Below are 12,198 nucleotides of genomic sequence, written 5' to 3' on the forward strand. Positions count from 1 at the left end.
GTCTTCTCTCCCCTTCTTTGTGCATTCTTATTTCGTATCTTCCGTGATTGTTACGAACCCTGTCATTCCAGGCCGCAAACGTAATTCAGCATGATCCAGTAGCACCTTGACCATAAATGTATGGGAACCGCTATCTGTGATGGGTGAAATCTGCTCTAAGGCATTTTCTTTTCCCGTACCAAAAAAATCAATACAAGAGCTACCGCGAATGCGAGCACTGCCATCGCCAAGCTATCCTGCAAAGCCTGAATAGTAGCATATTTTTGAACCAATTGCCCCATCAATCCCAAAGACATACTCTGTGCCTCCATGCCCGAAAATCCTTTATGGCTAAACATTTGTATAAATTGCTGTAGTGTCTCGCTGGTTGACACGCTTTTATATGTAACCGTTTCTGATAAATGAGCCGTATATGTAGCACCACGCTGATAAAAATAGCTAATTAAGCCCGCGATGCCAATTGAGATAGCCATTTGTCGAGAAACGTTAGTAATGACAGAGCCTGCCGATATCCTGCTTTGATCCGTAATAGCTAACAGAGGAATCTGCATAGAGGTCATTAAGCATAAACCCATTCCTACACCCCTAAGTACCAGTAACCATGTCATATAGCTCATATCCGTATGTAGATCGATCTGAGCAATGCCGATCCCAGATAGGATACATAGTGCAATGCCACTAATAATAAAAGGCTTTACTCCCCATTTAGGCGCCAGCATTCCACTTAATGGCGTCACAATACCAGATGCAATCGCTTGAGGCAGTAGGAGAAGGCCAGTTTCCATTGCTGTTTTTCCTAGCATGTTTTCCGAATAAATAGGCAAGAGATAAATGACACTAAAATTGGCTGCCATGATCAAGCTGTTAACCAAAACACCTAATGTAAAATCTCGATTACCAAACAAACGGATATCCACTAAAGGCTCCGATGTCGATAGCTCTCTCTGAATAAAGAGAACACCACTAACTAATGCTGACAAAAATAAGGAAACGATATAAAAGGAACTCCACCCCTCCTGCTCTCCCTTAGTAAAGGCTAACAAGGTCGCAACAAGAAATACACTCGCGTACACAAACCCCAGTAAATCAAAGCGGTGCCCTCCTTCTGCACTTGTCTCTGGTAAAAAGCGCCAGACTAAATAAAGAGCCAGTAATCCAAATGGAATATTCACAGTAAAAATCAATCGCCAATCCAAATATTCTACAAAATAGCCACTCAAGCTAGGTCCGATTGCTGGCGCGACAAATACCGAGATGCCAAATACCCCCATTGCCGGACCCATTTTTTCCACAGGTACAACATATTGAATCATCGACTGTCCAATTGTCATCATCAAGCCACCGCCCATGGCTTGAACAATTCTTGCTGCGATCATGCTTTCATTGCTCCATGCCAATCCACAAAATAACGAACCTAACGTAAACAGGAGCAGGCTAACAAGATAGCTCACCTTCATGCCATAACGAGCGCCTACATATCCTGAAAGGGGAATGATAGCTGCCATCGTAAGTGTATAAATCGTAACTACCCATTGAATCTCGTCCGTAGAGACTCCAAAAACATTCATCATTTCTGGGATCGCCACATTAACAATACTGGTATCCAATACCGCCATAAATGTGCCTAGCACAATAGCAAATACAGCGGGCCAAAAGCTCTGGGAAGAAGAATGCGCTTGGTCTAGATAACGTTGTTTCGTTCTACTCATGATTTCTCTCCTATCTCACAAGAATCGTGACCGTAGCATTACTTCCAGGCGTAAAATGAAAAGCTTGTTCAACAAAGCTGATTTTAACCGGAATACGTTGTGTGACCTTGGTAAAACTACCCCCTGCATTCGTTCGAGGAAGCAAAGAAAATGTGGACTGCGTCGCCTCTCCGACATATTCAACCTTGCCTTGATACACATGACCGGGAAACATATCTAAGCGAATCTCCACCGGCTGCCCAGCTTTAACATAGCCTGCTTTGGTTTCTTCTATATTGGCCTGAATATATAAGGTGGCTTTGTTCATTACAAGAGCTAACGGATTACCAGCGCCTACAATCTCCCCCTGATTAGCAAGCTTTTGAATAATGACACCATCGATTGGAGATCGTACAATCATGTTTTCTAAAGAAGAAATATGATTGGCATTTACTTGTTCGAGCCTGGAAACTACCTGATTCATGCGAACCTGCGTACCCTCTTCCAAACTGAATTGTTCTATCTTTCCTGGTACCTTAGCCGCTATTTTATAGATTTCCCCTGTAACCTGAGCATCTTCAGTTGTGACGTAATAGTAATTTTTGTAGCTGTAGTACAAAATAATTGAGATCGCCACCACTAGAATAATAGTAAGGATGATTTTAAAATTGCGCGTCTTTGTTGATCTTGCTTTCATATAAGCTAAACACTCCTATTAACATACCGACTGGCGGTTTGTATTCGATAAAAAATAAAGAGCTCCTATGCTCGTTCTCATGATTGTTTCTTTGGATTGGACTACAATACTTTCTCTTTATTGGCTCAAGGCAGAAGGATCGTGTTCCATACTTGGATCATTTGCAAAAGCTCCTTTCCCAGTAGGACAAGCAGACGGAGATCAGTAGTTGACCTCCTGCTATTCCTAGTATTTTTCACTTGCTTCTTTATTTGTTTTGCAATAAATCATTCATAATAAGGTATAAATCATCAGCCGAAAATAGATTAACGCCCATTTCTTTTGCAATTATGCTCCCATACATATTTGTCATAAAAAAATGAGCCATTTTCCGTGGATCGATATTTGGGGAAATAGCATCTGCTTCCTGCCCGCATTGAAGCCACTTCATTTGCATATCAACAGAAAATTGATGAAATCGGTTCAATAAAGTAGCAATTCCTTTATTTTCTTTTTGACTAAGGAGATATATAAAAATTTGACTGGAGACTTCTTTTTCTCCCTGTAGCAACTCAGTAAAACCATCAATGATGGCTTTTAGTGGATCATGCAATTCTCCACGTTTGGCAATTTCCACTTGGTGCTGAAATTGCTCGTTTACCTTTTCCATTTTCGTTTGCAAAATATAAGCAAATAGCCCATCCTTACTTTGCACATAATGATAAATGGCTCCTTTTGACAATTTGGTTCTGTTCATAATCTCTTGTAGGGTAGTTTGCCGGCATCCCCGTTCACGAATGAGATCCTCCGTAGTTGCTACTAGTAGCTGAAAAGTGGACACGGCGTGATTCTGTTGTGTCATGAGCACGTTCTCCTTTACCATTATTTCCTTATTATCATTTTACAAACCGCTGGTCGGTTTGTAAAGAGGAATATAAAAAAAACAGACAACGGATTGGCAGTCTGTTTTTCCTTTTTACGGGTTTTCATTAGACAAGCGCCAGCAGAAACACCAAATCTAGCTAGCTACACCGATAAGTGATCCTTGATTTCTTTGATTTGCTCTAGGTGTCTTTGCTCATGAAGTCCAACAAATTCAATCCATTGATTTATGTCTAGAAGCCCAAATGCTGGATGAGTAAATCCTTTTTTGGCAAGCTGAGAACTCTCTGTATCTTCGCAAGCGCCCAACAAAGAGGTACGAGTAGATTCCAACTTCAGGAGTAAGTCCTGTAGATGTTTAGGTTCATCTGTTGGTTCATAAGGAGTAGGAGCTTGCACTTTGTTGTTACGATCCAGTATTAAGGAAATGGGCTTTCGATCTATTTGTACATCCTCATTACGTAGCGCCTTTCCCACATGGTAAGCTACCGCTTTTTCGGTCAGATACAAATGCTCCAGTACCTGTCCTATCGTCCAGACACCCTCCATTGCTCTTTGATTGAGTTCTGTATCTGACAAACCATCTACCGTCTCAATTAATTCTGTCCTGACTGCATGTATATTCATAGGTGTACCTCCTTTTTCTAGAATTTTCCCAATATCTATCTGTTCTTCACATTGATTAGAATTTCCTGTATCACTTTCCCTTATAGAATTTACACTCAAAGAAAATAAACTTTGAATGCAGAATGTTCCTTTAGTTTCCTGAAATATATTGTCCCATTGGTAAATACTCTCCCATCTGCATAGAAACCTGTTGACCAAAGGGGATATTTACTGCTGTGCAAGGAAAACATGCAGATACCACCATATTGCGATAAATGACACCTTTTACTGGCTGATTGCCTAAATCAATCCAAGTGTACCCATGCTCAGGAATGGCAAAAGCGGGACGCGGAGCTCCGAATCCTACTACCAATGTAGCATATCCTTGTTCGTCCAATACGGTTTGATAATCAGCCACCGTACAGATGGTAGCAGTCCCAACCTTGGAGACAAAGGACATGCTCCAATATCGCATATTTTCTAGTCCTGTAATGGGCTGATTATGGTACGTATCAGGGAATGTGGGGGCCTTCCATCTCAAACACAAATACTGAGTAGGCGAGGAATAAAGCGGGGCATACATATAACCTCCCTGCGGGTTACCTAGTAAAACGAGATTTTGCTTGTAAGATGGACGAGTCCAGGTGAGCCCATTAGTATTTGGCGGCAAAGCTCCTGTTCGATTTGCTATTGGATTAGACGGCATGCAGCATGCTTGATTGCTTTGTTGTAAAATAGCTTTCATATCAAATGGCTTCGAATTTTTTATTCTGAGACGTTTGCCATCTCGTATGCGCCGATAGGTGATTTTCGGTAGAGCTCCCCCTGCCTCGTCTGCTCCTTCACTTGCTACATATATACGATAGACTAGAATCCCCCACGAATTAAGCTGGCCATTTGGCAGTGCGCCAACAAAAAATATATTATTGCCTACCCCAGGAACAAAAGGGCATACATATTGAGGTGGTGGTGTGAACTGAAGCTTGAGTGTATAGCTGCGATTTGTAGCTTGCCAATTCGCATATGGCTCAAACGTATTTACACATCCATCATTGGGGATTAGCATTTGATCAAACGCGGTTGCAATCACTTGCAGATTGCAGCCGTAAACTGTATAAGACATATAACGTGAACAAGGATATTCTCCCTCGATAATGATCTCTACGTCAGGATCAACTACAAACGGATAGAAATAGTACCTCGCATGACAATCAGGGTACAATGCATTTTCTTCAAAAGCCCTCCACTCTGTCATGAATATTTCCCTCCTCTAATAAAAATGATCTACCCTAATTCCTTACGCCTCTCCTGTTATGTAACTTCGTGTAAATGATCTGATACATGCATCCGTCCCTTTTGATGTATTCATATACCTGACATCCTATTCCTGAAAAATAAACACTTATCTAAAACATATGTATAAAAGTACGAGCCTTAGTAGTCAAGAATCAGAAGATCATACAAATATTTTTCGCACATACAAAAAGGCCACAACTCAAAAAACATGAATTGCGGCTTTTCGTATCTAGCTTGTTAATGGAATGCCTTCCAAAACGCTCCCTGTGTATTAATAATAGGCATAATCTCTTTAAATGGAATCCGAAAAGTAGGAAAGCCTGCAGCATAAGGTGCGATTTCATAGGGAGGAAAATAAATATACAAAGCGTCCTCATGCACATAAAAGGGCTGGTCCGGCGCGATTCCTTTGAAGGCATTAGGAAAAACATAGGAGTATTGTGGGTCTGTCTTGATCATTTGGCCGATAATGTAACTTAAAATCTTTACATAGTCACTACTAGGTTTGAATAAATCCTGTAGCTTATAGAATTGCCCCGTCACCAAATCAATTGGAGTATAGATCTGTGTAGGCATTCCATGTGCAGCTCCAAACGGATAGTTATAACCCTGTAGCTTTAATTGCACAAGCTGATTATTGAAGAAATCAACAGAGAAGTCACCGAAATAATTATAATCTAACTGGACATTCGGATCGATCGGCTTGACTTGAGATAAATCTTTTAAACGCTTGTTTACTTGTTCCTGAATCGTGCTGGTAGTCATTCCTTCTATTTGTGGATAGTAGACGAGATAATCCTTGTTAGGATGGTACATCTCCTCTTTGACCCGGTATTGCTTGGTAAGTGGAATAACCGTATTTTGTGCGTAAATCAATGTGCCATTTGGTTGATAATAGCTTACTCGCTGGTTCACATCAGCCCTAATTACGTTTCCTATCTTACTAAGCGTTCCGTTCCCTTTAAGAATGGGGAGATTCTTCATGATCTTTCCAAAACGATCGATAAAGAAGGTAGACTGTTCATTAGTCGCTGAGGCTATCCCATCCTGATATTTCTCTACTTTATTAAACACGAATTCTGTAAAAAAACGCCCATCCTTATCAGCAATTGCATATGTAGAACCCATGTATGGTGCTTTGCTGTCCTTTAGAATGCCTGCTGCTACCCGGTCTTCCCCTAACATCTCAATATCACTGTACCCCGGCTTAATTTTGAATGCTCCTGTTTTATCAATCAGCCCCAATGTAAGCACGAAATCATCCACCGATGTATTAACTACAGCACGACCTCCTTTGAATGCCTGTGCTGAAGTAAATTGCGGCTTGATGATTATTTTTCCTTGTTCATCCATATAGCCAAACGGCTCTTTTTCTTTATGCTGAACAGCCATTAATCCATCGCTCAACGGACCTACAGAATGGTAAGGATACGTATGTAATACCTCCCCATTACGGCCTAAAAGCGCATATTGATTCTCTTTGATTTTGACAACTGCCTTCCCGTCAATGAAATCATTGGCTTCTTCATATTTGTTAGGTATCACAACCTTCCCTTCCAAATTAAGATAGCCGTATCGATACCCCTGTTCATTTGTATCAGCAAATACTGCCCTTCCATCTTGGTACGTTCCAATAAAGGAGTGGGGTTTATCGCTCAACACTGTTCCCTTGTCATCTATCACCCAAAAGCCCTTGTCATCGATTACAGTTGCCCGACCTTCCGTAAACGAGCTAATTGAATTGTAAACAGGCTTTACAACGTACTGAGCTTGTTCATTGATTAATCCGGTACCATTTGCGACCGTTACAACAGCAAGCCCGTTCTTTTCAAAGGGAAGAGCGTATACAAATTGGGGGATGATTAAAAACTGTCCGCGCTCATTAATATAGCCCCATTTCACTCCTTCCCTCGTACTCATGGATGCCGGATAAAGAGCAACTAACTTTTGTGTTATTTGTATACGAATCGTTTTAATTAACTCATTCCATTTTGGTGCATAGATAGCTGATGATTTGACTCGGATACCTGCTCCTATAGATTCAATAGCCTTAGCGGGTAAATTTTCCTGCAATTGAGCTTCAGCCAGATAGTACCAATAGAGCGGATGAGCCGTATCTTCAAAAACTGCCTGCCAACCAGCACAGTCTCGCTTGAGCATCACCAGTGAAATTCCCCCAGACCATCTATACGCAACAGCAACGCTTGGATTGCCTTTTTTGCCCGTGTCAATTGTACGAACATAAGATGAATGTTGAGGCTTTATCATTGGCAAAACCTCCGCATCATCCGGCAAATATTGCCGTGCCGCCTCTAAAACATCCGATTCCTCCCACATCATGAGGCACCCTCCTCTAGTTGTGTTTTTCATATTCTATGTAATAGAAAAGGCAATGTACCAAACAAAAAAGCATCTGTCACAGCAATAACGCTATAAACAGATGCTCTACATTTATTTTTATTTTTTGCCAACGGAATGTCACGTCACATAAACATTTGCCTAAAGTGCCTGCTCAATAAAATTCTTTATACGCTTTTGATACTCTTCTTTTGCTACGGTAAATGATTTCGTGTGTCCTGCTCCAGGCACTATCCAGATCTGTTTTTCTCCTTGTGCTGCGCCAAAGATTCGATAAGCCATCTCTGTTGGCACCAGCTTATCCTGATCGCCGTGGATGATAAATAACGGTCGAGTATTCTTCTTCACTTGTTCAATAGGAGAAACTTCTGCAAACGAATAACCTGCCCGTAGCTTAGTCGTCCAACTCGTTGTTTGCATAAGCGGGAAAGTCGGCAACTGATATAAATGCTTCAACTGATAAGCCAATTCCTCGGTCATGGATGTGAATCCACTATCCTCAATAATTCCTTTTACCTCAGGTGGCAGCTCCTCGCCGCTAGTCATTAAGACTGTGGCTCCACCCATTGAGACTCCATGTAAGAAGATATGCTCTACTTTTGCCTGTTTCGTTAGCATTTTAATCCACCCTAGATAGTCCTTACGATCATGCCAGCCGTATCCGACATAGTCGCCTTCACTATTCCCATGGCCACGCGCATCCGGCATTAGCACTTGAAAGCCTAAGTCATGATAGAATTTTGCGTAGCTTTTCATGTCTTCCCCTTTACGGCGATAGCCATGAGCTAAAATAACTGCCTTGTCGCTAGGTTGATCACTTGGTATGTAAGTGGCTTTTAGCTTTAATCCGTCAAAGGACGTTTGCTCTAAACTTCCCTTTTCCTGATTTTTGTACCATTCCTCTACACTGATTTTATCCCGTTCCACTTCTGCATCTACAGGGGTAGCAGCAGCCTCCTGCTCACCAGAATACAGCGTGACCTGACCATCACGACTGATGCTGATCTGATAAAAATAGCTACTGGCGGCAATGATCGCAATAAAAAAGAAAGCTACGATTGAGCCACAAGTTATAATGAGTCGTCGTTTGTTCATGCGTGTTTCTCCTCTTAAAGTATGCTTATTCTGTTCTCACAAGTTGTTCGGTGTTACATTTCCTTGAAATAGAAATCAATACCAACTAATTCTATAAAAAATAACAAATCCCTCTGAATGTTATTGCGGACTGTCCGATTTTTGTCAAAGGTATTACCTGTGACCAACCCTTCTTATAGAAAAATGAGGCACATTTCATTTTATTTTTTGATTCCCCTATTAATGCCATCCATCATTCGCTGTATAGATACCTCGTTACCATTTACTTCCACAAAAATTTTTCCATTCCTCTTTTTCAATAAGCAAAAAGCCATGCGCAAGAATCGCATGACTTTTTGGTTGTTGTCTATTTACTAAAGATTTTTTCAGCATGATCCAATGCCATTTTTGCCCCAAGTGCTGAGTAATCTAGCCACGGTTGTTCTGGAATCATGTAGACGTGATTTGCTTTCACGGCCTTTAAATCTTTCCAGATCGGATTGCTCTGTAATTGCTCAAACATCTTGTCGGCCCCACCTCTATTGTTCACAATAACAAAGATGGCATCTGCATCAAAATCAGGAAGGACCTCTTGTGAAATCACTTCAAAAGCTTTCTTTTTATTTAGCTTCTCTACACCCTTCGCAGGTTTCAAGCCTAAGTCCTCGTATAAAATCGGTCCCATTGGTCTTCTTGTGCTAAATACGCGTAGCTCTTTCCCCGTGACACGTATTCCCATCACGGTTCCATCACCGATTTTGCTCTGTACAAGCTTTTTCACACGCTCTGCCTGTGCTTCGTAATCCTTAATAAAGGCTTCCGCCTGCTGCTCTTTGTTTACAAGCTTTCCTACTTTTTTCAACGTATCTCGCCATGTACCATCATCTAGGTTAAATGAATGTGTTTTTGCAATTTTTTCATACTTAGATAAATCTTTTCCGGCATATTGTTGATCTACATAAATTACATCTGGTTTTAATGCTAATAGAGCTTCCATATCAGGGTCTGCTACTACCCCTAATGGTTTCGTATCCTTCAGACGATCAGCTACGTGAGGCAGGAAGGATTTTAAATCGCCACCAATTACAGAACCAACTGGCGTAATGCCTAATGCAAGCAGGTTATTTGTCAAATGGATGGACATGGAGGCAATACGGGGCTCTTTCTTATCTGCCGATTGCTCGACTGTTTGCCCTTTTGTCGACTCTGTATTTGACTGTGGCGTGCTTTGTCCACAAGCAGACAATACAAAAATAGTGAGGATGCACATTAGAATCAGTAGTTTCTCTTTCATTTTTTCTCCTTTTGAAAATGATTTATTTTGTTTTACCTAATACATATAAAAAATAGGGGGCACCTACAGCAGCCACTACTACTCCAGCTGGAATCGCATTTGGTTGAAAAATAGCACGACCAACCGTATCTGCAATCACTAGAATGACCAAGCCAATAAGACCCGCTATTGGTAGCAAATGCTGATACAACGGTCCAACCAGTCGACGCGCTAAATGAGGAGCAACTAACCCAATAAAACCGATTCCTCCCACCATCGAAACACTGGCGCATGATAAGGCTACCGCGGTTATCAGTAATAAGAAGCGTTTACGGTTCACGGCAGTTCCAATCCCCATAGCCACTTCATCCCCAAGTGAGAAAGCATTCAGTGCTTTTGATTGGGTGAATGCATATGGTGTAAAGATCAGAATCCATGGCAGAAGAGCCACTACATTGATCCAATCTCGTCCCCATACGTTACCAACCAGCCATCTAGAAGTGAAAGCATATATTGTTTCATCTAAGGCAAGTGACAGAAACAGCGTAATTGCACTGAAGCCTGCTGTAATGGCAATGCCAACCAGTATGAGGCGAATCGGCAGCAACCCTTTATGTCGATCATAAGCTAGGAGCATGATCAGTACCGCAGTCACTACACCACCTAAAAAGGTAAACAGCGGGATCAATAAAGCTTGAGACCCTTTTAGGGATTCAAAAAAACTAACAAAGATCATCAAGCCAAAAGCAGCACCTGCATGCAGACCTAAAATCCCCGGATCTGCCAATGAATTACGGGATACCCCTTGCAGTATAGCTCCCGAAACTCCTAAGCCCACTCCAGCAAGCATGGTGACAACAATACGCGGCAGGCGGTATTCAAATAAAACCATCATATCCTCTTGACTGCCATTGCCTATAAAGGCTTGTAAAACAGTTAACGGAGCAAGTCGGATAGAGCCTGTATTAAGACTGATAAGAATGGTAACCAAGCTAATAAGCACTAGAATGATTCCGACCAATCCGGCTCGCCTGTCTCTTTTGAAAATGCGCTGTTCCATTTATAAGCTCCTCCCTTCTTTGCGGGCAAGGTAAAGAAAGAAAGGAACACCGACAAGTGCCACCATTACGCCTATCGCTAACTCTCTAGGCGGATTTATTGTCCTTGCTCCCAAGTCAGCTAACACCAGCAGAATTGCCCCTAATAAAGCTGACATTGGAATAATAAGTCGATAAGTAACTCCTACTAGCTTTCGGGAAATATGCGGAATGACTAATCCGACAAATCCAATGGAACCAACAGCAGACACAGACACACCAGCAAGCAATACAGCAAGCGCCATTCCAAATAACCGAATCCGCTTTGTATGAGCGCCTAAATTATCTGCCACCTCGTCGCCCAATGAAAGTAACGAAACAGAACGCCCCAATAAAAAAGCAAACAAAATGGCAATCAGGATAACCGGCACCAGTATCTTAAGATGAGACCATCTCACTCCAGAGACACCACCGGCATACCAAAAGGCTAAATCTTGACTCAAATCATAATAAATAGCGATTCCTGAACTGAGTGAATGTAGAAAAGCTGCAACAACCGCTCCGGCGATCGTTAGACGCAATGGTGTTAATCCTCCAGTTGCCCTCGATCCCAATAAAAAGATGAGTAAGGTACTAAGCACGGCTCCTAGAAATGACAGAACCATCAAGCTTGAGTAGGTCAAATTTGGAAAGAATGCAAAGCTGAGCGCTACAACAAACGTAGCACCTGCATTAATCCCCAAAATCCCTGCATCAGCTAGCGGGTTACGTGTAACTCCCTGCATCAACGCCCCAGCAACTGCGAACGCTGCTCCGACAACAGCAGCCCCAATCACACGCGGTAACCGCATTTCGTGAATAATTTGATGTGTTGTCAGCTCTGCATTATAGGAAGTAACAGCCGTCCATACCGTTTCTAGTGTCAAATCCTTTGCTCCAAATGAGATGGCTATGAACATAGAAACAAGTAAACCGACAAGCACCAAGAGAAAAAGCATCGAGATGAGTGATAGACCCCATCTTGCTGTAGTTATTTTTATCACAAGCTTATTCAACAGCATTCCTTCTCCTCAAACCAATTCTTGTTTGAATTTTATGTATAACAAGCTTAACTTTGAAAATGATAATTATTTTCAGTTGTGATTATAGCTTGGTTACTTATAAAAAATCAAGAAAAATTATACCCACAATTGTTTTTATATTTTTGTGAAAGTTGTTCCTTCATTACATGATCTATCAGATCGAAATCAATCTCTAACGTCAATAAAAAAACAGCACCTGTTGGCGCTGAGTTTATAAAAAGAGCCA

The 12,198-nt window shown here is 41.6% G+C and carries 10 protein-coding genes; all 10 read right to left on the reverse strand.

What is annotated here, in order from left to right; all coding sequences use genetic code 11:
• Nucleotides 1-155: 155 nt before the first annotated feature.
• Nucleotides 156-1,709, reverse strand: coding sequence for an MDR family MFS transporter (locus GOP56_RS13850; protein ID WP_163245868.1), 1,554 nt, complete (start codon nucleotides 1,707-1,709; stop codon nucleotides 156-158).
• A gap of 10 nt (nucleotides 1,710-1,719) precedes the next feature.
• Entirely contained in the window at nucleotides 1,720-2,385 is a 666-nt protein-coding gene (locus tag GOP56_RS13855; protein ID WP_163245869.1) for an HlyD family secretion protein, read from the reverse strand.
• Nucleotides 2,386-2,632: 247 nt separating this feature from the next.
• Nucleotides 2,633-3,226, reverse strand: coding sequence for a TetR/AcrR family transcriptional regulator (locus GOP56_RS13860; protein WP_163245870.1), 594 nt, complete (start codon nucleotides 3,224-3,226; stop codon nucleotides 2,633-2,635).
• Nucleotides 3,227-3,390: 164 nt separating this feature from the next.
• Nucleotides 3,391-3,873 (reverse strand): DinB family protein, encoded by a 483-nt coding sequence (locus tag GOP56_RS13865; RefSeq protein WP_163245871.1) that lies wholly within the window; start codon nucleotides 3,871-3,873, stop codon nucleotides 3,391-3,393.
• 130 nt (nucleotides 3,874-4,003) lie between these two features.
• Nucleotides 4,004-5,107, reverse strand: a complete 1,104-nt coding sequence (locus GOP56_RS13870) for a hypothetical protein (RefSeq protein WP_163245872.1) — start codon at nucleotides 5,105-5,107, stop codon at nucleotides 4,004-4,006.
• Nucleotides 5,108-5,385: 278 nt separating this feature from the next.
• The gene (locus GOP56_RS13875; protein ID WP_163245873.1) at nucleotides 5,386-7,488 is read right to left on the reverse strand and encodes a WG repeat-containing protein; all 2,103 of its coding nucleotides are present in this window, start codon (nucleotides 7,486-7,488) and stop codon (nucleotides 5,386-5,388) included.
• 159 nt (nucleotides 7,489-7,647) lie between these two features.
• Nucleotides 7,648-8,601, reverse strand: coding sequence for an alpha/beta hydrolase (locus GOP56_RS13880; protein ID WP_163245874.1), 954 nt, complete (start codon nucleotides 8,599-8,601; stop codon nucleotides 7,648-7,650).
• A gap of 346 nt (nucleotides 8,602-8,947) precedes the next feature.
• Nucleotides 8,948-9,874, reverse strand: a complete 927-nt coding sequence (locus tag GOP56_RS13885) for an iron-hydroxamate ABC transporter substrate-binding protein (RefSeq protein WP_101669219.1) — start codon at nucleotides 9,872-9,874, stop codon at nucleotides 8,948-8,950.
• 22 nt (nucleotides 9,875-9,896) lie between these two features.
• Nucleotides 9,897-10,913 (reverse strand): FecCD family ABC transporter permease, encoded by a 1,017-nt coding sequence (locus GOP56_RS13890; protein WP_096887104.1) that lies wholly within the window; start codon nucleotides 10,911-10,913, stop codon nucleotides 9,897-9,899.
• Nucleotides 10,914-11,888 carry a FecCD family ABC transporter permease gene (locus GOP56_RS13895; RefSeq protein WP_163246857.1) on the reverse strand — a complete coding sequence of 325 codons (975 nt, stop codon included), beginning with the start codon at nucleotides 11,886-11,888 and terminating at the stop codon, nucleotides 10,914-10,916. It lies immediately after the preceding gene.
• Nucleotides 11,889-12,198: the final 310 nt, after the last annotated feature.

This window comes from Brevibacillus sp. 7WMA2, from assembly GCF_010748895.1.
Classification (GTDB): domain Bacteria; phylum Bacillota; class Bacilli; order Brevibacillales; family Brevibacillaceae; genus Brevibacillus_B; species Brevibacillus_B halotolerans.

Coding starts and splice junctions, on each gene's coding strand:
- GOP56_RS13850 (WP_163245868.1), bottom strand. CDS start 1,709: ATGAGTAGAACGAAACAACGTTATCTAGACCAAGCGCATTCTTCTTCC.
- GOP56_RS13855 (WP_163245869.1), bottom strand. CDS start 2,385: ATGAAAGCAAGATCAACAAAGACGCGCAATTTTAAAATCATCCTTACT.
- GOP56_RS13860 (WP_163245870.1), bottom strand. CDS start 3,226: ATGACACAACAGAATCACGCCGTGTCCACTTTTCAGCTACTAGTAGCA.
- GOP56_RS13865 (WP_163245871.1), bottom strand. CDS start 3,873: ATGAATATACATGCAGTCAGGACAGAATTAATTGAGACGGTAGATGGT.
- GOP56_RS13870 (WP_163245872.1), bottom strand. CDS start 5,107: ATGACAGAGTGGAGGGCTTTTGAAGAAAATGCATTGTACCCTGATTGT.
- GOP56_RS13875 (WP_163245873.1), bottom strand. CDS start 7,488: ATGATGTGGGAGGAATCGGATGTTTTAGAGGCGGCACGGCAATATTTG.
- GOP56_RS13880 (WP_163245874.1), bottom strand. CDS start 8,601: ATGAACAAACGACGACTCATTATAACTTGTGGCTCAATCGTAGCTTTC.
- GOP56_RS13885 (WP_101669219.1), bottom strand. CDS start 9,874: ATGAAAGAGAAACTACTGATTCTAATGTGCATCCTCACTATTTTTGTA.
- GOP56_RS13890 (WP_096887104.1), bottom strand. CDS start 10,913: ATGGAACAGCGCATTTTCAAAAGAGACAGGCGAGCCGGATTGGTCGGA.
- GOP56_RS13895 (WP_163246857.1), bottom strand. CDS start 11,888: ATGCTTTTTCTCTTGGTGCTTGTCGGTTTACTTGTTTCTATGTTCATA.